Annotated in this window: 24 protein-coding genes; all 24 read left to right on the top strand. The window is 60.2% G+C overall.

Annotated features, from left to right (window positions below):
* The first annotated feature begins 14 nt into the window (after positions 1-14).
* Positions 15-995 (top strand): flagellar hook-basal body protein, encoded by a 981-nt coding sequence (locus tag ETHHA_RS12945; protein ID WP_013486406.1) that lies wholly within the window; start codon positions 15-17, stop codon positions 993-995.
* A 25-nt stretch (positions 996-1,020) separates the two neighbouring features.
* A complete protein-coding gene (locus ETHHA_RS12940; protein ID WP_013486405.1) occupies positions 1,021-1,272 on the top strand; it encodes a flagellar FlbD family protein in 252 nt (83 codons plus the stop codon).
* 84 nt (positions 1,273-1,356) lie between these two features.
* Entirely contained in the window at positions 1,357-2,112 is a 756-nt protein-coding gene (locus tag ETHHA_RS12935) for a motility protein A (protein WP_013486404.1), read from the top strand.
* A 60-nt stretch (positions 2,113-2,172) separates the two neighbouring features.
* Positions 2,173-3,180: a flagellar motor switch protein FliM gene (gene fliM, locus ETHHA_RS12930; protein WP_013486403.1), complete on the top strand. Its 1,008-nt coding sequence runs from the start codon at positions 2,173-2,175 to the stop codon at positions 3,178-3,180.
* A complete protein-coding gene (gene fliY, locus ETHHA_RS12925) occupies positions 3,167-4,291 on the top strand; it encodes a flagellar motor switch phosphatase FliY (protein WP_013486402.1) in 1,125 nt (374 codons plus the stop codon). The genes fliM and fliY overlap by 14 nt, the downstream gene beginning before the upstream one ends.
* 25 nt (positions 4,292-4,316) lie before the next feature.
* Complete coding sequence (locus ETHHA_RS12920) at positions 4,317-4,682, top strand: response regulator (RefSeq protein WP_106919249.1); 366 nt, start codon at positions 4,317-4,319, stop codon at positions 4,680-4,682.
* A gap of 37 nt (positions 4,683-4,719) precedes the next feature.
* Positions 4,720-5,121, top strand: coding sequence for a flagellar biosynthetic protein FliO (gene fliO / locus ETHHA_RS12915; protein ID WP_013486400.1), 402 nt, complete (start codon positions 4,720-4,722; stop codon positions 5,119-5,121).
* Positions 5,105-5,908 carry a flagellar type III secretion system pore protein FliP gene (gene fliP / locus ETHHA_RS12910; protein ID WP_013486399.1) on the top strand — a complete coding sequence of 268 codons (804 nt, stop codon included), beginning with the start codon at positions 5,105-5,107 and terminating at the stop codon, positions 5,906-5,908. Before fliO ends, fliP begins: the two co-directional genes overlap by 17 nt.
* A 30-nt stretch (positions 5,909-5,938) precedes the next feature.
* Complete coding sequence (locus ETHHA_RS12905) at positions 5,939-6,205, top strand: flagellar biosynthetic protein FliQ (RefSeq protein WP_013486398.1); 267 nt, start codon at positions 5,939-5,941, stop codon at positions 6,203-6,205.
* 105 nt (positions 6,206-6,310) lie between these two features.
* Positions 6,311-7,081, top strand: a complete 771-nt coding sequence (fliR, locus tag ETHHA_RS12900) for a flagellar biosynthetic protein FliR (RefSeq protein ID WP_013486397.1) — start codon at positions 6,311-6,313, stop codon at positions 7,079-7,081.
* 36 nt (positions 7,082-7,117) lie between these two features.
* The gene (gene flhB, locus ETHHA_RS12895; RefSeq protein WP_013486396.1) at positions 7,118-8,188 is read left to right on the top strand and encodes a flagellar biosynthesis protein FlhB; all 1,071 of its coding nucleotides are present in this window, start codon (positions 7,118-7,120) and stop codon (positions 8,186-8,188) included.
* A gap of 26 nt (positions 8,189-8,214) precedes the next feature.
* On the top strand, positions 8,215-10,269 hold the full coding sequence (gene flhA / locus ETHHA_RS12890) for a flagellar biosynthesis protein FlhA (RefSeq protein ID WP_013486395.1): 2,055 nt from the start codon (positions 8,215-8,217) through the stop codon (positions 10,267-10,269).
* A 36-nt stretch (positions 10,270-10,305) separates the two neighbouring features.
* Positions 10,306-11,052 (top strand): sigma-70 family RNA polymerase sigma factor, encoded by a 747-nt coding sequence (locus ETHHA_RS12885; RefSeq protein ID WP_013486394.1) that lies wholly within the window; start codon positions 10,306-10,308, stop codon positions 11,050-11,052.
* 28 nt (positions 11,053-11,080) lie between these two features.
* Positions 11,081-11,800: a flagellar hook-basal body protein gene (locus ETHHA_RS12880; protein WP_013486393.1), complete on the top strand. Its 720-nt coding sequence runs from the start codon at positions 11,081-11,083 to the stop codon at positions 11,798-11,800.
* 24 nt (positions 11,801-11,824) lie between these two features.
* Positions 11,825-12,529 carry a flagellar hook-basal body protein gene (locus ETHHA_RS12875; protein ID WP_013486392.1) on the top strand — a complete coding sequence of 235 codons (705 nt, stop codon included), beginning with the start codon at positions 11,825-11,827 and terminating at the stop codon, positions 12,527-12,529.
* A gap of 137 nt (positions 12,530-12,666) precedes the next feature.
* A complete protein-coding gene (locus tag ETHHA_RS12870; protein ID WP_013486391.1) occupies positions 12,667-12,981 on the top strand; it encodes a flagellar biosynthesis anti-sigma factor FlgM in 315 nt (104 codons plus the stop codon).
* A gap of 12 nt (positions 12,982-12,993) precedes the next feature.
* Positions 12,994-13,464 (top strand): flagellar export chaperone FlgN, encoded by a 471-nt coding sequence (gene flgN, locus ETHHA_RS12865; RefSeq protein WP_013486390.1) that lies wholly within the window; start codon positions 12,994-12,996, stop codon positions 13,462-13,464.
* A gap of 22 nt (positions 13,465-13,486) precedes the next feature.
* Positions 13,487-15,133 (top strand): flagellar hook-associated protein FlgK, encoded by a 1,647-nt coding sequence (gene flgK / locus ETHHA_RS12860; RefSeq protein WP_013486389.1) that lies wholly within the window; start codon positions 13,487-13,489, stop codon positions 15,131-15,133.
* Between the two features lie 22 nt (positions 15,134-15,155).
* On the top strand, positions 15,156-16,466 hold the full coding sequence (locus ETHHA_RS12855; RefSeq protein ID WP_013486388.1) for a hypothetical protein: 1,311 nt from the start codon (positions 15,156-15,158) through the stop codon (positions 16,464-16,466).
* Positions 16,467-16,480: 14 nt separating this feature from the next.
* Positions 16,481-17,038, top strand: a complete 558-nt coding sequence (locus tag ETHHA_RS12850; protein ID WP_013486387.1) for a DUF6470 family protein — start codon at positions 16,481-16,483, stop codon at positions 17,036-17,038.
* A 51-nt stretch (positions 17,039-17,089) separates the two neighbouring features.
* Positions 17,090-17,530, top strand: coding sequence for a flagellar assembly protein FliW (fliW, locus tag ETHHA_RS12845; protein ID WP_013486386.1), 441 nt, complete (start codon positions 17,090-17,092; stop codon positions 17,528-17,530).
* A gap of 1 nt (position 17,531) precedes the next feature.
* A complete protein-coding gene (locus ETHHA_RS12840) occupies positions 17,532-17,789 on the top strand; it encodes a carbon storage regulator (protein WP_013486385.1) in 258 nt (85 codons plus the stop codon).
* A gap of 120 nt (positions 17,790-17,909) precedes the next feature.
* Positions 17,910-19,682, top strand: a complete 1,773-nt coding sequence (locus ETHHA_RS12835; protein WP_013486384.1) for a flagellin N-terminal helical domain-containing protein — start codon at positions 17,910-17,912, stop codon at positions 19,680-19,682.
* A 136-nt stretch (positions 19,683-19,818) separates the two neighbouring features.
* Entirely contained in the window at positions 19,819-22,059 is a 2,241-nt protein-coding gene (locus ETHHA_RS14820; protein ID WP_013486383.1) for a glycosyltransferase, read from the top strand.
* The last annotated feature ends 36 nt before the right edge of the window (positions 22,060-22,095 follow it).

Here is a 22,095-nt window from a genome sequence, read left to right as displayed (position 1 = left end):
AAGGGAGATCTTCAATGAGAGCACTCAATTCAGCAGTCACCGGCCTGCAGGCGCAGCAGACAGCCATGGATGTCATCGGCAACAACATCGCCAACGTCAATACCGACGGCTTCAAGGCCAGCCGTACGGATTTCAGCGACTTGTTCTACCAGACCCTCCAGGGCGGCACGGATAATACCAACGCCACGCAGGTCGGTTACGGCGTGAAGGTCAGCGGCGTGAGCAAGGATATGAGCACCACCGGCGAAACGACCACGAATGTGCCCACCAACCTGTTCATCAACGGCGAGGGCTATTTCATTGTCAGCACCGATTCCGCCAGCCATACGGCAGGTTCCACAACCAACAGCAGCGGCGCGACCGTGGCTGACTATTACACCCGTGTGGGTAATTTCCAGAAAAACGCGAGCGGCTATCTGGTGGATGCCAACGGCAACTATGTGATGGGCATGGATGCCACCTCGCTGGCCGCTTATCAGGCGGATCCGACCAGCTTACCCACCCTGCACGCCATCAGCCTCATCGGCGCGACCTTCCACCCCACGGCGGCCGGCACCAGCACGTCCAGTGATGTAACGGTCACGGCGAACACCAACATCTCCGACCTGACCATCAACAGCGACGGCACCATCTCGGGGACGATCGGTTCCTCTACCGGCACGTTTGAGTACGGCACGTCCAACGGCGCAACGACCGCATCGGCAAGCGACCCGATCATCGTCGCGCTGGCCACGTTCCCCAACGACGGCGGTTTGTCGCAGGCGGGCAACACCTCCTTCACCCAGTCGGTCAGCTCCGGTTCGCCGACCTACATCCAGGCCAGCAACGGCAACAGCACCACGCTCATCTCCGGCGCGCTCGAGCAGTCCAATGTCGATCTGGCCCGGGAGTTCACCAACATGATCGTGACCCAGCGCGGTTTCCAGGCCAACTCGCGCGTCATTACCGTCGCCGACTCCCTCCTCGAGGAGATCGTCAACCTGAAGCGTTCATAACCGTTGCCGCGGGAGGAATAGGGCAGTGATTAGAGTCACCAGGCTGAACGGCGGGCCGTTTTATGTCAATCCCTTTGAGGTGGAATTCATGGAAGAGACGCCCGACACCGTCATCACGCTCAAGAGCGGCAAGAAGCTGCTGGTGGAAGAAGACGCGGAAACGGTGATCGACAGGATGGTGGCCTTTTATCGCCGTGCGATCGTGGTGGCGCGACCGTTCGAAACGCGGCGGGAGAGCGTCAGGCGCCCCGGCGGGGAAGAAGACCCGTATGTATGACCGTCGGTGCGCGGGACTGCGGCCTCGGCTGCCCACGCGTGTCGGATACTGTCGTAAAAGCTGCCGGAGAGGGATGCCGTTTCCATGTCGTTTGTAGTTGGTTTGATCTGCTGTGCCGCGCTTTTTGCGGCGTTCATATTGGGCGGCGGGAATCCGGCGCTGCTTTTGGACGGGCGTTCGGCGCTGTTGGTGGTGGGGGGGATGGCGGCGCTTGGCTGCATGGGTCTGCCGGGGGGGATGCTCCGCGACAGGCTCGGCGCCGCGGTGCTTGCCATGCGCCGGACTGAAAGCAAAAAGCTGGAGGAGGAACTGTTTTCTCTCGCCAGGCTGGCAAGGGAAAAGGGCCTGATCGCGCTGGAGGATGCGGAGCCGCGTGTTTCGGACGCGCTGGTGCGGGAGGGACTGCTGCTCATATCGGGCGGGGCCAGCCCGGAAACGGTGCGCGCGGTGTTGGAAAAACAGGCGGACTGCCAAAAAGCCCGCGAACATGCCGCGCAGGAGCTGTTTGAGCGCATGGCCTATCTGGCCATCGGTGTGGGCGGCGCGGGCACGCTGCTCAAGACGGTGTTGATGCTCCACCGCTACGCCGGTCCCCAAACGCTCGCGCCCGGTATCGCGGCGGCCCTGTTGCCGGTGGCCTATGGCGCGCTGGCGGCCTATGTGGTGATGCTGCCGCTTGCGGCGCGTGTCCGGGCCGGGGCCGAACGGCAGGAGATTCAGCGGCAGGCCGCGATCGAGGGGATTCTTGCCGTGCAGGCCGGAGAGCCGATGTTTGTGGTACAGGAGCGGCTGCGCACCATTCTGCATCCGATTGTGAAACAGGCCCGCCGCGCGTCGTGATGAGGGCAAAGCGCCCGTCGCGCGGGCGGTATCCATTTCAAAGGAAAGGAAGGTTTTCGTATGAGCGACGTTTTATCGCAAAACCAGATCGACGAGCTGTTGCAGTCTTTGCATGACGGGAACATCAGCGTCAACGAACTGGAAACGATCAGCACGGAAAAGAAAGTGCGCCCCTATGATTTCAAAATCCCCAAAAAATTCAACAAAGAGCAGATGAAAACGCTCAGCATCATCTATGAAAATTACGGGCGTCTGCTTTCCTCCTACCTTTCCGGGACCCTCCGCAGCTATTGTAAAGTGGAAGTACTGACCATTGAGGAGCAGCGTTTTTTCGAGTATTCCAACGCGCTGGAATCCAATGTTCTGATGGGCGTGCTGGATATGAAACCGCTGGAGGGCTCGTCTATGGTTACCCTCAGCCAGTCCGTGGCGTTTGGAATCATCGACAGGCTGCTGGGCGGCCCCGGTGAAATCTACGAGGCCGACCGGGATTATACCGATATCGAGATGCAGTTGCTGCGCCAGGTGGTGCAGACGGTGTGCCGACTGGTGGGGGATGCATGGGAGAATGTGTATGCCCTCCAGCCGGATTTTGTGCGGCTGGAAAACAATTCGCGCCAGAGCCAGCTGGTCTCGCCAAACGAGACGGTCGTCATCGTCATGCTCGATGTGGAGATCCGGGATGTGGTGGGCAACATCAGTTTCTGTATTCCCTATGTGATCCTGGAGCCGGTGCTTGAACACCTCAACACCCGTTACTGGTTCACCGAAAGCCGCAGCAAAACCGGCGATGAGCAGGCCAGCCGGGAAAACCTGCTGCGCAAAGTGCGCCAGATCCCCATCGAGCTGCGGGCCGTGCTGGGCACTGCGCGCATCACGCTGCACGAGGCCCTGCAACTGCAGGTGGGGGATGTGGTTCCGCTGGACCAGCATCTGGACGAGAAAGCGGCGGTCTATTCGGGCAAAGAAAAATGGTTTGAGGGAACGCTCGGCACATGGCACAACAACCGGGCCATCCGTGTGGACCGGATCATGCTGGAGAGTGGAGTGAAAGATGAGTCAAAATGAAGGCTTTGTCCTGACACAGGATGAGAAAGACATACTCGGCGAAATCAGCAACATCAGCATGGGCTCTGCGGCAACGGCGCTGTCCAATATCCTGGGTCAAAAGGTGGTCATCACGTCGCCGCATGTGGAAAAAGGCTCCCGCCAGGCCATAGAAGATCTGGAGAAGATCCCGTCCATCGGCGTCATCATTTCCTACACCGAGGGCGTGATCGGTGAAAACTTCCTGATTATGCGCTCTGCGGACGCGGCCCAGATCGTCAACCTGCTGATGGGCGGCGACGTGGAGAGCGAGGAGTTCGGCGAGATCCAGATCAGCGCCATCGCCGAGGTGATGAACCAGATGATGGGCGGCTCCGCCACCGCGCTTTCGGGCTTCATAGGCCGCACGGTCAATATCTCGCCGCCGTCCGCCTTTGTCCTCACGGAGGAAAACAAGGAAGAAAAGCTGGCGTTTATATACAGCCAGGCCGACCAGGTCGTCTTCGTCAAGTTCCGGTTCTTTGTGGAAAATATGTTTGAAAGCGAGATCTTCATGGTGATGACTCGCGATTTTCAACGGGAGCTTGTGCAGGCGATGCTCGACAAAATGGGCATTTCCAATCTTTCGGAAATGTCGGGGTCTGCGCCGGAACCGCCGGCCGCGCCGCAGTCGGAGCCGCCGGCCCCTGAACCCGCCGCGCCGCCCGTATCCGTCGCGCCAGCGGCGCCAGCCGCCGCTACGGCTCCGGTCTCCGCGCCAACAGCGCCTGCAGCATCCGCCGCGCCAGCGGCGGCCAGGCAGGAGGCCGCCGCGGCGGCCACGGCCGTGCGCCCCGCAGTGCTGCCGCAGTTTGCGCCGCAGCCGGTTCTGAGCCACGAGGAACAGAACAATTTCGAGCTCATTCAGGAAGTGCCGCTCGACCTTTCGGTGGAAGTGGGCAGGTCGCGCAAGCTGGTGCGCGAGATACTGGATTTTGCCGTGGGTTCCATCATCGAGCTGGACAAGCAGGCGGGCGATCCGGTGGATATCATCGTCAACGGCCAACTGATTGCGCAGGGGGAAGTGGTGGTCATTGATGAAAATTTTGGTGTACGCATCACCGAGATCATCGGCAAACAATCCAAAGCCTAAGTAAGTAAAATAGGGGGAAATTATTGTGGGAAAAAGAATCATGGTCGTCGACGACGCCGCTTTTATGCGCATGATGCTCAAAAACATCCTGACCAAAGGCGGCTATGAGATCGCCGACGAAGCGCAGGATGGGCAGCAGGCTGTGGAAAAATACGCGGGCGCCTCGCCGGATCTGGTCATCATGGATATCACCATGCCCAATCTGGACGGAATCGGCGCGCTCAAAGCCATCAAGAAAATAGATCCGGGCGCGAAGATCATCATGTGCTCGGCTATGGGGCAGGAAGCAATGGTGGTGGAAGCCATCAAGGAAGGCGCCATGGATTTCATCGTCAAACCGTTCCAGGCGGACAGGCTGCTTGCCGCCATCTCCCGCGTGCTGCCGGAATAACCGGCCGCGCGCCGGACCATAAGGAGGTTCCCCGCTTTTGGAAATCATCAAGCTGCTGCTGACGCTGGCCATCGTCGTCCTGTTTTTCTTTCTGGCCTATGTCGTTACCCGCATCGTCGCGGGCGGGCATTTTCTGGGGATGCGGGGCGGCCGGAACATCCGCGTTCTGGAAAAAGTGCCGCTCTCGCGTGACAGCTCCATCCTGCTTGTGCGGGCGGTGGATAAGGTGCTGGTCGTGGGGGTCACCTCCTCCGGCATGACCACGCTGCGGGAGCTTGACCCCGAAACGGTGGAACAGGAGGAGGTGCCGGCGGCTCAGGATTTTGCCACCGTGTTTAAAGTGGCCCTGCGGGATTCCATGCCCGGCGGCAAGCTGCGCGCGCAGGTGGGCAAGTGGCTGCATATCGAAAAGGATGACGATCATGATCAATCTCATTAAGCGGGCGGTCCGCACGATAGGCAGGCACGGGCGGAAACTGTTTCGCATTGCCGCAGCCTCGGCGGTGTTCTGCATCGTGTTCTCCGTCGGCTTTGCCGTTTCGGCGGCCAGCAGCGATCCGGGCATCTCGCTGACGCTCAACGGCCTGACCACCCCGTCTGGCACCGCCAACACCCTTCAGATTTTGCTGCTGCTCACACTGATCGCGCTGGCCCCGTCCATCCTCATCATGATGACGTCCTTTACACGCATCATCATTTTCCTGTCGTTTCTGCGCAACGCGCTGGGCACCCAGCAAACACCGCCCAATCAGGTGCTGGTGGGCATCGCGCTGTTCCTGTCGCTGTTCATTATGTCGCCGGTTATCAACCAGATCAACACCACGGCCTACCAGCCGCTGGTAAACGGGCAGATCACCACCGAGCAGGCCGAAGTGAACGCCATGAAGCCGCTGCGGCAGTTCATGTTCAAGCAGACGGAGAACGCCAGCCTGAAAACCTTTCTGAGCATGGCGGGCACGCCCACCGTCAAATCGCTGGACAACATCCCCAACAGCGTGCTCATCCCGGCATTTGTCATCAGCGAGCTCAAACGGGCGTTCATGATGGGCTTCCTCATCTATCTGCCGTTTTTGATCATTGACGTGATCGTGGGCACCACGCTGATGTCGATGGGCATGATGATGCTGCCGCCGACCATGATCTCCCTGCCGCTCAAGCTGGCGCTCTTTGTGCTGGTGGACGGCTGGGGCCTTACGGTGCAGTCGCTGGTGTACAGCTTCAAATAACGGGCGCGCCGCGCGGGAAGGGAAGAGGAATTGAACGTCACACAGATAGCCGAGCTTGCGCACCGCACGCTCATCATGGCGGCCATGCTGGGCATCCCGCTGCTGGTGGTCTGCCTGGTGGTGGGGCTGGTGGTGTCCATCTTTGAGACGGCCACTCAGATCCACGAGCAGTCGCTGAACTTCCTTCCCAAGCTGGTGGCGGTGCTTATTGTGCTGCTGGTCGCGGGCGGCTGGATGGTCTCGCAGCTGTCCTCGTTCACGCGCGAGGTGTTCCAGGCCATCGCGGGCAAGGTGTAAGTGCGCGCGGCATTTTGCCGGTGCAAATTCATGCAGGCTGCAAGGTAGTTTTGCAGTATCGTTTTAAAACGCATGGTGTTATCTTTTAGTCAAGGGAGGCCGGACATGACGATCACCACAGGTCTGAATATCGACCTGTTTCTGTTGGTATTTCTGCGGGTGACGGGCATGATGCTGTTCAACCCCATTTTCGGCCGCACCAGCGTGCCCGCCATCCTGAAAGTGGGCTTCAGCCTGCTCACCGCATTTCTCATCGTGCCCACGCTGCATGGCGTGCAGGTGCAGATGAGCGGACCGGTCAATTTCATCGTGGCCGGCCTGCTGGAATTCTCCATCGGCTTTGGAATCGGGGTGCTGGTCAACCAGATGTTCGGCATCGTGGCCATCGCGGGCGAATACATCGACATGCAGCTCGGGCTTTCCATGGCGCAGATCTATGACCCCAGCATGGGCGCCAGCATGCCGGTCGTGGGCAGTTTTTACAACCTGGTGCTCCTGCTGGTGTTCTTTGCCGGCAATGCGCACCTTTCCCTGTTCGCCATGCTGGCCGATTCATTCCATGTCGTTGCGCCGGGGGCGGCGGGCATCACCCCGGGGGCCGCGCAGTTCGTGGTGAACATGGGCGGGGACATGCTGGAGATGGGTTTGCGCATGGCCATCCCGATCATCGCGGTGGAGCTCATCTGCGTGGTGGCCATCGGTCTTATCATGCGGGCCGTACCGTCCATCAATATCTTCGCGTTCGGCATCCAGATCCAAGCCATCGTGGGCATCGTCGTGCTGCTGGTGGCGGTGCCGGTCACGGTGAGCATGTGCAACGGGCTGGTCACGTTCCTGCTGGAAAAGGTCGCCGCATTCATCCGGCTGCTGGCCTAGTGCCGCGCCCAAAACGGTGAAAAAGGGGGGAACGGCATGCCCGAAGCGTCCGCGGGGGACAAAACCGAAAAAGCCACCCCGAAACGACGGGAAGACGAACGGAAAAAAGGCCATGTGGTCCAGAGCCCGGATGTCACCTCCGCCGTAGCCATGCTCGGCACGTTTGCGGTGCTGCGCGTGATGGGGCCGTCCATGATCAAGAGCCTGTCGGACGGGATGCGCGGCATGCTGGCGAACCTCACGTCCGCCGTGTCCGGATACGAGGACATGCGCGCGCGGATGACAGCCGCCCTGTCGGTGCTCATCGGGGTGGCGGTGCCCGTGATGCTGGTGGCGTTTGCCGCCACGGTGGCCACCACGCTGGCGCAGACTCGGCTGCTTGTCTCGCTGGACCAGCTCAAGCCGGATCTTTCCCGCCTCAACCCGCTGGAGGGTATCAAGCGTCTGTTCTCGGTGCGGTCGCTTGTGGAGCTGGGCAAATCCATCCTGAAGGTCGTGCTGGTGGGCGCGGTGGTCTATTTCGAGATCCAGCCCCAGATGCACACCATTCTCCTGCTGTATAACATGAGCCTGGCGCAGTCGTTTTCCTGGGTGGCCGGCATCCTGGCGGATATCGGCATCAAGGTGGCGGGCGTGATGCTGCTGCTCGGTGCCATTGATTATTTTTACCAGTGGTTTCAGTATGAAAAAGATATCCGCATGACCAAGGAAGAGATCAAGGAAGAATACAAGCAGATGGAAGGTAACCCCGAAATCAAGGGGAAGATCAAGAACCTGCAGCGTCAGATGGCGCGCCGCCGCATGATGCAGGACGTACCGAAGGCCGACGTGGTGCTGCGCAACCCCACGCACTTCGCCGTGGCGCTCAAGTATGAACACGGCAAGCAGCGCGCGCCGGTCTGCGTGGCCAAGGGGCGGAACGCCGTGGCGCTGCGCATCGTGGAGATCGCGGAAGAGAACCATGTGTATATCCGGGAAGACCCGCCGCTCACCCGCGCGCTCTATCAGGCGGTGGAAGTGGGCGGGCAGATCCCGGCGGAGTTTTACAAGGCGGTCGCGGAAGTGCTCGCCTACATCTACAAGCTGCGGCGGGCCGGCCGCAGGTAAGGCGGACGGAAAGGAGGCGAGCGGTTATGAAATGGCTGAAAAGCAGCGCGGTGTCCATCGGGCTGATCTGTGTGATCTTCCTCATCATCATCCCCGTGCCGGCGGGCGTGCTCGATTTCCTGTTCATGCTCAACCTGTCCATCGGCGTCGTCATTTTGCTCACGGCGCTGTTCATCAAGGATACGCTGCAGTTTTCCATCTTTCCCTCTCTGCTGTTGATGACGACACTGTTCCGCCTGGCGCTGGAGATTTCGGCCACCCGCCTCATCCTCGGCAACAGCGGCGACGCGGGTGAGGTCATCGCTGCATTCGGCAGCTTCGTCATCAAGGGCAACCTGGTGGTGGGCGTGGTCGTGTTCCTCATCATCGTGGTGGTGCAGTTCATCGTCATCACCAAGGGCTCCGAGCGCGTGGCCGAGGTGGCCGCCCGTTTCACCCTCGATGCCATGCCCGGCAAGCAGATGGCCATCGACGCCGACCTCAACGCCGGTATCATCACCGAGCCCGAGGCGCGCCGCCGCCGCACCAATATCCAGCGCGAAGCGGATTTCTATGGTTCGATGGACGGCGCCTCCAAGTTCGTCAAGGGCGATGCCACCGTTGCCATCCTCATCGTCATCATCAACATCGTGGGCGGCGTTATCTCCGGGCTGGTGGCCGGGGAGGATATTCAGAAGGTGCTCACCACCTACACGCAGGCGACCATCGGCGAGGGGCTGCTGGCCCAGTTGCCGGCGCTGCTCATCTCGGTGGCCACCGGTCTCATCGTCACCCGCGCCGCCTCGGACGCCAACATCAGCCAGGACCTCGCCTCCCAACTGCTTTCCCGCCCGCTGGTGCTGCGCATCACCGGGGGCGTGCTGCTGTTCATCATGTTTCTGCCCGGTTTTCCCGCGCCGGTGCTGTTCCTGGAGGGCGCGCTGTTCATCGTCCTCAGCTTTGTGGTGGACAGGCGGCAGAAGCGCGCCGCCATGGCGCCGGCCGCCGCTGCCGCGGCAGCGGCGGTGCCCGCGGCCGACGCCGAGCTGAAAAAACTTCAGAATCCGGAAAACGTCTACCAGTATCTTGAGGTCGAGACTATCGAGATGGAGTTTGGCTACAGTCTCATCCCGCTGGTGGATGAATCGCAGGGCGGCACGTTTGTGGACAAGGTGGTCATGTTCCGCAAGCAGTTCGCGCTGGATACCGGCATGGTCATTCCCAGCGTGCGGATGCGTGACAACATCCAGCTCGGTAACAACACGTATGTGATCAAGATTCGCGGCGAGGAGGTGGCGCGGGGCGAGCTGCTGGCGGGCAGCCTGCTCATCATGAACCCCTCGGCGGACACGTTCGACGTGGACGGCGTGGACACCGTGGAGCCCGCGTTCGGTCTCAAGGCGCGCTGGATCTCGCCCGAAAAGCGCAGTGAGGCGGAGCTGAAAGGCTATACGGTAATCGACCCGGCGGCCGTTATGATGACCCATCTTTCCGAGATCATCCGCCGCCATGCATGGGAGATGCTCGGGCGCAAAGAGGTCAACGCGCTGCTCGACACCGTCAAGAAGAACAACGCCTCCCTGGTGGAGGAACTCATTCCGAATAAGCTCACCGTGGGCGAGCTGCAGAAAGTGCTGCAGAACCTCCTGCGCGAATCCGTTCCCATCCGCGACATGGTGGGCATACTGGAAACGCTGGCCGACCACGCTCCCAAGATCAAGGATGCCGATCTGCTTTCCGAATTCGCAAGGCAGGGGCTGCGGCGCACCATTTCGCACCGGTATGCGCCGCATGGCGAGCTGCAGGTCATCACGGTGGACCCGCAGGTGGAGCAGCTCATCAACCAGAGCGTGCGCCAGACCGACAGCGGCGCCTACCTGGCCATCGAGCCGGACAAGGCGCAGGCCATCATCGACAACCTCACCGCCCTGGTGGGCCGGTGCGGCGACGCGGGCATTGAGCCGGTGGTGCTGGCCGCGCCCCAGACCCGCCTGTATCTCAAGCGATTGACCGAACAGGCATTGCCGGATCTGGCGGTTATCAGTTATAATGAGTTAGAAAATGATGTCAAATTGCAGGCGCTCGGCGCCGTGGCGGCCTGACGAACGCATCGCAGGCGGCTGTGAGGTGGTGAAGACGTGAGCGAAACGACACAGGAAGAAAGCGAGCCGCTTTGGCAGGTCTACCGCGAAACGCGCAGCCGGGAAGCGCGCAACCGGCTGGTGCTGCACTACGGCTGGCTGGTGCGCGCCATCGTGCACCGGGTGATGTCGGTGAGCGGCAGCTATGCCGAAAGCGACGACCTGACCAGCTGCGGCACCATCGGTCTCATCAAGGCTATCGAGAAGTTCGACAGCGATAAGGGTGTGCAGTTCTCCACATTTGCCACTTACCGCATCCGCGGGGAGATTCTGGATTTTGTGCGGCGCAGCGATTGGGTGCCCCGCGGCGTGCGCAAGCGGGTTTTGGAAATGGAAAGCGCCGAGAGCGAGCTGGCTTCGTCTTTGGGGCGCCGCCCGTCGGACAGTGAGCTCTGCGAACGCCTGGGCGTGCCCGACCGTGTGCTGGCCAAAACGCGCGCGAGTATGGAGCGGTTCAACGTCATTTCGTTCGAAGAGATGCTGCGTGACGCCGCACGGGACATGGCGGGGGACGATTCCCCCGAGAATGCTCTGCAGGAAAGCGAACTGCTCGAGGTGCTTACCAAGGCGGTGGAGGACCTGCCCGAGCGTGACCGTCTGGTTATCACACTGTATTATTATGAAGACCTTACGCTCCGGGAGATCAGCGAGGTGATCGGCGTGACGGAGTCGCGCGTGTCACAGATTCATTCGCGCGCCGTAGGCCGGATGAAAGCGGCCATGGGCGCCTATATCCGTACATAAAACCGCAACCGCAAAATGGGGTGAAACGATGATCCGAGGGATTTTTTCGGCCGCTTCCGGCATGATCGCACAGTCCGATCGTATCAACGTGATGGGCAATAATCTGGATAACGCCGATTCGCAGGGCTTCAAAAGCGATACGGCCACGCTGCGCAGTTTCGATGAGGAGCTGGCGCTGCGCACCACGGACGCCGTACCGGTCGGCACGCTCAACGCCGGCGTGCATGTGAGCGGCGTGGAGACCGACCTCTCGCAGGGTGAGCTGCAACAGACGGGCAGCTCATACAACATCGCCGTCAACGGCGGCGGATTCTTTGCCGTTGCCGCGCCGGGCGGGCAGACGCTTTATACCCGTGAAGGCGATTTCGCGCCGGATGCATCGGGTTATCTGGCGCTGCCGTCCGGCCAGCGCCTGCTGGACAGCACCGGCGCGCCGATTTCGGCGGCGGGGTTCCGGCTCGCGGCCAACGGCGCCTATACCAACGACGCCGGGCAGACCGGCACCGTCCCGCTTTACACCGGCACGGCCGCCAAGCGCACCGACGGCTTTTTCGATCTGACCGGTGCGCAGGGGGCCACAGGCTCAGTTTTGCTGCAGGGTTATGTGGAAAAATCGAACGTGAACACCGTGACCGACATGACCGGACTGATGGAGGCCAGCCGTGCGTTTCAGTCCTGCCAGCAGGCTTACAACACGGGCACGGATACGCTGGATAAGCTGGTCACGCAGGTGGGTTCCCTGCGTTAAGCCGGAACAGGGGAGGATGTTTCCATGATACAGGCGTTTTTTGGCGGCGCGGCCAGCCTGCGCTCCAGGCAGACGGCGATGGACGTGATAGCGAACGATATCGCCAATGTGAATACCGCGGGCTATGTGCAGCGGGATACGGATTTCAGCGACCTGCTGTACGATTCCATGGTGCGTCCGGAAAATCCGTCCTACGCGAACGAGCTGGAGGGCAGCGGCGCGGGTGTGGATGCCGTCGTGGCGGACGCTTCGGCCGGTTCATTTGTTCAGACGGGCTCGCTGCTGAATTTTGCGCCCCGGGGCGAGGGCTTTTTCGCGGTACGCGACGCGCAGGGAGTGGTTTCCTACACGCGGGATGGTACGTTCACTGCGCAGCCGGAGAACGGCGCCGCCGTGCTGGTGGATGCACAGGGCCGCACGGTGCTGGACGCGCAGGGCAACGCCATCGCGGTGCAGAACGGCGTGCCGCAGACCCAGCCCGGCGTGTTCGCATTTGCTTTCCCTCAGAACCTGACGGCGCTGGGCGGCAGCCTGTTTGCGGCGAGCGCGTCGTCCGGTGCGGCGCAGGTCTCCGACGAGGGCGTCTTGCAGGGCGCGTATGAAACGTCGAATGTGGACCTGAGCAGCGAAATGGGTAACATGATTGTAACGCAGCGCGGGTTCCAGATGAACGCGCGGGTGGTGTCCACCGCCGACCAGATCGAGTCTTATGTCAACGATCTGCACTAATGATTTTTTCAAAGAAATCGTGTGCGCGCACTCAATGTTTGCAGATGCGGGCCGATATATATAGTTGAGAGAACGGGCTTGTGGACGGTCCGTGCGGAGTTTGAACAGCCGGTTCGGCTTTAAGGGTGGTGGCACAGATGAAAATAGATGGATTTCAGCCGCATCAGGTCTATGCGTCTTTTTCCAAAGAGGAAAAGGATACGAAGCCCGCGCAGGTGGCGACTGAACCGGCGCAGGCCGGCAGTGTGGACCGTGTGGAGATCTCGGCGGAGGCTGCCGACAAGCAGGCGACGTCGCGCCTTGCCGGGCAGATCACGGACGCGTCCGATGCAGGCGGGCGGGCGGAGCGAATCGCCGCCATCAAAAAGCAGGTGCAGGACGGCACCTACAGTGTCCCCGCGGAAGATGTCGCGGCGGGCATCCTTGGCGCACGGATCGACCGGAAAGCATAGGGGGTGGCGCGCGTGCCTTCGTGGACGGAAGAACTGGAAGCGGCTTTGGAAAAAGAAGAGCAGATCGTGCGTGCCCTGCTGGAACAGGCGCTGCTGAAGACACCGGCGCTTCAGGTGGGCAACATCGCGGCGCTGGGTGCCATCGTCAACACCGAGCAGCCTCTGGTGCTGCGGTTGCGGGCCGTACAGGAAGGGCAGCAGTGCCTGCTGGGAAAAAGCGGCGTGGCGGGGAAAACGCTGCGGGACGTGATCGGGCAGGCGCCGGACAGGACCGAGACGCTGTCCCGCCGCCGGGAAACGCTGCATGCGGCCGCACAGGCACTGCAGCGCGCGAATGAGAAGAATCATGCCATCGCCGCCGCCTGCTTTGCGCAATATGACCATCTGGTGAAGACCATGCAAAAGCCGCAGGCGCTGTATACCAGCCAGGGCGCGGAGGCCCGGAAAACCGCCTCCCGCGCGTTTATTGATCAGAAAATATAACGGCTGCCGAAGGAGTTTACATATGGCGTCTTTGAATACAGGGCTGAACACCGCCCTTTCCGGGCTTTCCGCATCGCAGACTGCGCTTGGCGTGACGGCACACAATATCTCCAACGCCGCGACAGACGGCTATTCCAGGCAGATGGTCGATCTGCAGGCGGTAAACGTCAACACGGGGGCCTACCAGTGGAAGCCGGTGGTGCCGTTTGTGGGCAACGGCGTGAACAGCAATCAGATCACGCAGGCGCGTGATGGGTTTCTGGACGTGCGTTACCGCACTGCGAATGCGCAGTACAGCGACTATGAGCAGCGGCAGAACGATCTGGGGCAGGTAGAGGATATTTTCAATGAGGTGTCCACTTCCGGCAACGACACGCTCCAGGGCCTGAGCGGCCAGCTCAACACCCTCATCAACGACATCGGTTCCTATCAGTCGTCCCCCGCGTCCAGCAGCCTGCCTGTCACCATCAAGACGGATGCGGAAAATCTTGTCACGAAGATCCGGACGGCCTATTCCAGCCTAACCACGTTCGAATCACAGGAACAGAGCGCCCTCAACGTTGTGGTGAGCGGCGATACGCAAAGTGGCGGTATCAACGGCATTCTCCAAAACATCTCCACGCTGAACACGCAGATCGTGAGCATGGAGGTGGGCGGCCAGCCCGCCAATGACCTGCGTGATCAGCGCAACCAACTGTTGGACAAACTCTCGGGCTATCTGGACATCTCGGCGACGGAGCAGTCGGACGGAAGCGTGACCGTCCAGATGGAAAACGACCTTGCCTCGGGCAGCGGCGCCATGCTGGTGGACGGCAACAACATTGTCCACACGCTCAAGGTGGTTACCGACGGCCCGACGGATGCGAGCGGGCTTTCCACCACCGCCGTTACCTGGGACGCATCCGATTCCAACAACCAGAGCACGACGTATGCGACGAATACCGGCACCGGCTGGAGCGGGAACACCTTGTCCGTTGGCGGCGGCTCGGTCAACGGCTACCTGGCCATCCTCAACGGCGACGGCAGCGGCACCGGCAGCTACGGCGACGTGGGCGTGCATTATCTGAAAGAGCACCTCAACGATTTTGCGCAGTCGTTTGCGGATATCATGAACAGCACGTCGACCTCAAGCGGCGGCGGCGCGCAGATGCTCACCTATGGCTCCGGGACCCCGCCGACTCCGACATATCCGGATACCACGGGCTGGTCGGACCCCACCGCGTCCGCGGCGTATGTGGCGACCGACGCGGCCGCGACCATCTCGCTGAGCGATGCATGGAACAAGGATGACACGCTCTTTGGTGACAATTACACCGGCACCAGCGTGGGCACCTATGCGCAGGCATTTCTCAATGCCTTGGGCAGCGCGCAGGTCTCCTCCTACGATACGTCCGCGCACAAGACCTTGTACACCGACGGAACGATGGCGTCCTATGCGGCGACGTTCTCGAATAAGATTGCCAATGTCATCAACGACGATACCACGATGGCAGGCAACTACCAGATCCAGAAAAACGATCTGGACACACAGCGGCAGTCCGTTTCCAGCGTGTCGATCGACGAGGAAACGGTGAACTTGATGAAATTCCAGCAGATGTACGGCGCGAGCGCACGGGTCATCACGACCATCAACGACATGATGGGCACGCTGCTGTCGATGGCGCAGTAAAGGTGTTTGAAAGGAGCAGGACATGCGCATTACCAATTCCATGATTATGGGCCAATATGCCAACCAGCTCAACCAGAACGTGGAAAGGGTGTCCGACGACACCCAGAAGCTTTCCTCCGGCCAGATGTATTCCCGTGCGTCGCAGGACCCGGTGGATGCCGCGGAGATGATCGCCGCCAACGGGCAGTTGAACACCATCGAGCGCTACCAGAAAAACATCACGAACACGCAGGCGTGGCTGACGGATACGGAGTCCACGGTGAATAAGACCTACTACAGCATTTTGCAGAGTGCCAACACCACGCTCAATGCCGCGGCCAACTCCGGCACCGACAGCAGCGTCAACAACTCCACGCTGGCCACCAATCTGCAATATGACCAGACGGAGATCCTCAGTGCGCTCAACTCCACATCGTCTACCGGGCAATATGTGTTCGGCGGCAGCGCCTCCGGCAACCCGCCGTTCAAGGCAGGCTCGGAAAGCGATTACACGGCGTATTCCAATTATGTGACGGCGTATAAAAACGTGTATGAGACCGCTTATAACGGCACGACGGGTACCGCGGCGGATAAGCAGTCGGCGGCGGAAGCAGCGATAACGGCGGATTCCGCCGATGGCTCCACGGCGCTTGGGGCGGCCTCGTCCGCTCTGACGGTAGCGCCCGTTGTGGACGTTACGATAGATGGCTCCGGTAATGCAACGGTGTCCGCCGCTCTTTCGGAATCCGATATCGAAGGCAAGCTGCTGTATCAGACGCCGGGCACAGGCAAATACATTCCGGTGGCAAAAATCAACGACAGCGCGCAGACATCTTCGACCACCGTGAACGACCTGGCCTATTACAGCACGGAAAACAGCGCGATGACGCGTTCCTATCCGGTCGATCTCGGATACGGCACGCAGATGGATTCTTCCGGCAACGTGGCGGCGGGTACGGCGTTTGAGGCATCCACCGACCCGCTCAGCTTTTTATTGCAGAACGTTACCGCTTCCGGCAGCCAGAATGTCTATGACAATTTCGGGGCAACGGCGACGGCGCTGAACAACGACGACACGAGCACGGTGAGCGCCTCTCAGACGCTGAACACCCAGTCGATGGATGCCGCGTCGCTTACCAATGCCGTCCTGGGCGCCAAGCAGAACATGCTCACGTTCCTTTCCAATAAATACAGCGCGGATAACACAAACGCGACGCAGCGCCTTTCCAACGTGGAGGATGTGGACACCACCACGGCTTATACCCAATATTCGCTGCACCTGATGGCGTATCAGGCCACGCTGGCCATCAGCAATTCCATCCTGCAGAACAATCTGACGGAATATCTCAAATAAGCGGGTGACGCAAAATGGACGTGTTCCGCCTGACCATCCAGGCGAGTCCGGCGCGTCTGGACATGCAGGCGCAGAACCTTCGGCTGGATACCCGTATGCCCGCGGCTTCTATGGAAATCACCAAAGAAAAAGGGAGCGTTTCGGTGCAGGCAGAGCATCCACGGCTTTCCGTCGATGCCACCGAGGCCAAATCGGAAGAAGGGCACGAGACCGTTGCTCAACTGGTAAGCGATTTCGCACAGCGGGGGAAGCAGGCTGTGGATGAAGCCGCCCGCCAATATAACGAGATGGGGCGAGTCTACCGCTCGATGGCGCGCAACAAAAACGCGATCGCCCGGCATGCGCTGGAGCAGGCAGTGCCGGCTATGCCGACCTATGGCCTGCGTTTCGTGCCCTCTGCGCCGCCGCAAATATCCTTTACGGACAATGTGTTTTCCTATTCAATCCAGCCGGATCAGACGCATATCCAGTGGACGATTCATCAGAGCGCGTCTATCTCCGAGGATCGCCCGGCGCAGATTTCCATCTGGATGGCACAGCAGCCGGAGCTGCACTTCTCGGCGCAGGCGTGAGCGCGCCGCCGGTTGCGTGGATGAGCGGGCCCGCGCCCGCAGGAGAGATGTATGCAGATTGATACAAAAGAATCCGGCCCGGTAGAAGTGGCCGAACAGGAGTTGTTCCGTTTTCCGCAGGGCCTGTACGGATTTGAGACGCACAGGCTTTTTGCATTGTTGAAAGATCGGAGGAACCCGCAGAATCCCTTTATGTGGCTGCAAAGCGCCACAGACCGGGGCGTTTGCTTTGCCGTGCTGGATGCGGCGGCGCTTTTCCGGGATTATTGCCCGCCCGTCCCCACAGGAGCCGGGGCCGCGCTGGCGCTCGGCGCGCAGGAAAGCCCACGGTATTTGGTCATCGCCAACCTGCCGCAGGCGGGTGGCCGGCTGTTTCTCAACCTGAAGTGCCCGGTGGCGGTCAATTCCACGGCGCGGCTGGGGGTGCAGATCATTCTGGAAGACGACCGCTATCCCATGCGGTATTATCTCCCGGCAAGGGAGGGCGTTTGAGATGTTGGTCATCACCCGCAAAAAGGGAGAATCGTTTCTGATTGGCGATGAGATCGAGATCACAGTGCTCGAGCAGCAGGGGGATAAGGTGAAGATCGGCATTGCGGCGCCGCGCGCGCTGCCCGTGCTGCGCAAGGAGCTGCTGCAGGAGGCGACCGATTTCAACCGCGAAGCTGCCGGCGTGTCGGCCGATCTGCAAAGCCTGGCCGCGGCGCTGGGGGATATCTCTTCGCTGCCCCCGGAAGGAAAACCGTCCTAAATTTTTTCTAAAAAGCGCTAAAGTGCCGAATTTAAGCGCCGATACATAGAGTGAAGCTCAAAAACAATGCCGAAAGGCAAGGGAAAAGGATTTCCCTTTCATCATCAAGGAGGAAGAATTATGGTCATCAACCACAACATTGCAGCGCTCAACACCCTGAGCAACCTGCAGAAAAACACCTCAGCCGTGCAGGATTCCCTGCAGAAACTGTCCACCGGTTCCAAAATCAACAAAGCCGCGGACGATGCTTCCGGTCTTGCCATCTCGCAGAAGATGCAGGCCCAGATCAACGGTTTGAATCAGGCGCAGGAGAACGTTTCCAACGGCAACTCCCTCATCCAGACCTCCGAGGGCGCGCTCGGCAACGTGCAGGACATCCTGCAGAAGATGCGTACCCTCGCCGTGCAGGCGCAGAACGACACCCAGAACGACACCGATAAGAGCAACCTGCAGGATCAGGCCAACGCGCTGGCGCAGGAGATCAACCGCATTTCCGACCAGACCACCTACAACACCAAAAACGTGTTCGGCCAGACCGACAGCGAGGGCCTGTTCTCCAACAGCGGCCTCCAGATCCAGATCGGCGCCGATTCCGGCCAGACCATCAACCTCACGCTGGGCGGCACCGTCGTCACCACTTCCACGCTGGTTTCCGCTTCTGCCGCCACAAGCGCCACGGGCAGCACCACGCTTTCCGGCGACGCGGCGGACGGCTACCAGTACTTTGTTTCCACTTCTTCCGGCACCGATACCTATGCGGTCACACTGAACACCGCTTCCGACGGTTCCATCTATGCCACGTTTAAGGATTCCGACGGCAATCAGGTCATGTCGACTGCTGTTACCACCGCTTTCACCGCGGCGGTCAGCGCCACGACTGCGAACGGCACCACCACCTATTCCATTGCCAACTCCGCGCTCTTTACGGCGGGCAACATCACCGCAACCACCATCAACTATGACCTGACCGGTGTGCAGGGCGGCACGGCCGGCACGGCGGTTTCGGCGACAGCGGTCACGCTTGTTGGCTCTCAGACAACCACCGGCGGCACTAACATAGCAGCTACCGACACAACAGATGGCACAGCAGGAGCTGATCCGGCTACCGCCACTGTGACAATCAATGGCGTAGCTTATACGGCTTCCCTCTATTCAGATTCCAGTGCGACCACGGTTATGCAGACGGCTTCTGCTGGGAACGTTTATTTCACATTGACGGATGCGGATGGCAATGTGGTAAAAGACAGCAGCGGCAGCAAGTTGGTCTTTACCGGTACGGCGGATGCAAGTAAGAAGCTTTCCGCAACAGGCTTGAATGTTGGCGGCAAAACTGCAAGTGTGACACTGGGCACGGCAACTTATACCGCGAATATCGCGGGCAGCGGTACCAATACCACCTTCACGCTCACCGATGTCAACGGGCAGGTTGTGAAAGACACGAATGGTGAAACCGCCACGTTTACCGGATCCGTTACCGGTGGCCAGTTGACTACAAATTCGACTACGGGCAAGATCAATGTGACCGAAAGCACCTCGTATCTGGATGCCGTCAGTGTTTCCGCTCTGGGTGTGGGCACCGGCGTGGGCGAAGCCGCCACGGCGCTTTCTCTTACCGGCTCGAACGCCATCAACACCATCCAGACCGCCATCGACACGGTTTCCAAGCTGCGTTCCAAGATGGGCGCCTATCAGAACCGCTTCACCTATGCGGGCGATACGCTGGACATCGAGAGCCAGAACCTGACCGCCGCGCAGTCTACCCTGACCGACACCGACGTCGCGCAGGAAATGATGAACTACACCAAGAACAATATCCTGGTGCAGTCCGCGCAGGCCATGCTCGCGCAGGCCAACCAGCTGCCGCAGGGCATGCTCTCCCTCCTCAAATCATAAGTTCGGTTTTCCCTTTTCAAAAGGCGGGGCGAAAGCCCCGCCTTTTGGCATTTTTGCGGAAAAGTGTCGAAAATGCACGCGCTTGGGCTGTATGTTTTCGGCAAAATATGCTATCATGGTTTTAAGAGGTGAGTGCATGAAGGCCTATACCCGTAAAAAAGGGGACGTGAAGATCTCCGCCTGCACCATTGCAAAAAACGAGGCGAAAAACATTGCCCGTTGCATAAACAGTTATAAAGAGTTTGTTGACGAGATCATTGTGGTGGATACCGGCTCCACCGACGACACCGTGCGCATTGCCGAAGAATGCGGCGCGACGGTGCTGCATTTTGATTGGTGCGATGATTTCTCCGCTGCCAAAAACTTTGCAATAGAGGCCGCATCGGGCGACTGGATCATTTGCCTCGATGCCGACCAGTATTTCAGCGAAAACTGCGGCACACAGGTGCGCCGGGTGATCGAAAACGCCGAGCGCAAAGGGAAAAACTGCGTGATGGCCCGTGAGGTGAACCTCGACGATGCCAGCGGCCGGCAGAAAAGCGAGGTAGGAGTCATCCGCATTTTCCGCGCCGGCCTGCGCTACCGTTTTCCCATTCACGAGAGCATTTTTTCACCGCAGGGGCTGGAAATCGCCACCGTTCCCAAACTGCAGTTTTTCTATTATCATACCGGCTATTCCTCCGATCGGTTTGAGGGGAAGCTGGCGCGCAACCTGCGTCTGCTGCAAAAGGAACTGGAAACGCACCCGGAACCGACGCGGGAAGCGGCGCTGCATGCCTATATGTGCGACTGTTATTCGGGCATGAACCGCCACGAGGAAACACGCGCCGAAGCGCGCGCCTATCTGGAGGGCAGGAGGAAAACCGGCGTACGTATGCTGGGGCTGGAAGCCAAGCCATACATCAACAGCATCAACAGCCTGGAAAAGGAAGAAGGTCCGCTGGAAGAGCTGGACGAATGGATTTCCATGCTGGAGCGGGATTTTCCCGGCTATCCCGACGCTGCCTATGCCCGTGCGCGGTACGATTATCGCCGGAGAATGTTTGCGCAGGCGCTCGAGCAGTTCGACCGCGCGGTGAAACGCTCCGCTGTCTATGATGGCGCGGACTGCGACTCTGTCGGTGCGGAGATGGAGCGCATCGATTATTTCCGCGGATTGTGCAAGTGGGCGCTGGGTGATGCGGTGGGTGCGCTGGATCTGTTTGCCGATCTGTCGCGCCATGCAAAGAACAATGCCGCCATGCTGCGCATGCTGGCCATTGTCAAGCCGATGGGCGACCTGCATGCCGATGCGTTCGCGCAGGATTTTTTCCTGTCGCTGGATGACGCCGTCAAGCCGCAGATGCTGGGCGCCGTCATGATGTACTATATGTCTAAGCCCGCCACATTCGGTTATGCCTATATGCGGGACAGGCAGGGGGCAAAGGACATCGACGCCACTCTGTCCGGTTTTATTCAGGCGGGCAACGGCGATTATCTGGGCGCATCCAACTTTTTTTACCTCAATGCGGTGGGAGCAAAGAACAAGGACTCGGCCATGCGCGCGCTGCTCTGCGCCGTGCTTGCGCAGAACGCGGACGCGCTGGAGCACGCCAAATCGGTCGCACCGCCCTGCCAGCAGGCGGCGCTGGGCGTGGCCGACGCGCCGGTGGCCGAGGACGATATTCCACAGATCGCCAGTCTGGTGGTGGAAGCCGACCGTCTGCGAGGCGGCGCGCTGTCCGCGCAGATTGCCCGCACTGCGGCGGAGCAGTTGGGAACCGGGCTTGCCCAGGCTTTTGCGGAGCAGCTCGAAAAATCATTTGCGTATTCCGCCGCGCTGGCTGCCGTGGAGGCCGCGCCGCTTTCGCCGGAGACCGTGTTCCTGCGCGGATATTACACCTGTCGCTTGGGCCGCATGGGCGAGGCGGAGGACCTGCTTCGGTTGGCAAAAGCGCAGGGGGCGGATGGCCCGGCGGCGGATGGCATGCTGGAATCAGCGGAAAAGCGCCTGCGGGCTTTCCGGGCGGATAAGCAGCCGGATATGGCGGCGGAGCAGGCACGGGTGGCCGCTCATCTGGAGCGGGGCGATTTTCACACCGCACAGGCGGCGCTGGCTGTTCTGCGCGATCTTGCCGAGCCGGATGCACCGTGGTATTCCATGGCGGCGGTCACCGCCTATTACCTCGGGCAGGATGAACGCGCGGCCCTTATCGTGCGGGCGGGTCTTCTGCGTTTCCCGGACGATGCGGATCTGCTGTATAACGCCGGGGATATCTACAGCCGCATGGGGCTGAAAAAATGCTCCAAAATATATTACGAACAGGCACTGGAACGGTGCGGCGACGAAGCGCTGCGCGAACAGATCCGGGCGGCGCTGGTCTCCATGCCAGCCTGAAGCGGGTTGATATGCGAGACCATGCAAGGAAAATAG

Source organism: Ethanoligenens harbinense YUAN-3, assembly GCF_000178115.2.
Lineage (GTDB): Bacteria > Bacillota > Clostridia > Oscillospirales > Ethanoligenentaceae > Ethanoligenens > Ethanoligenens harbinense.
This window is presented reverse-complemented; position numbering and strand designations above follow the sequence as displayed.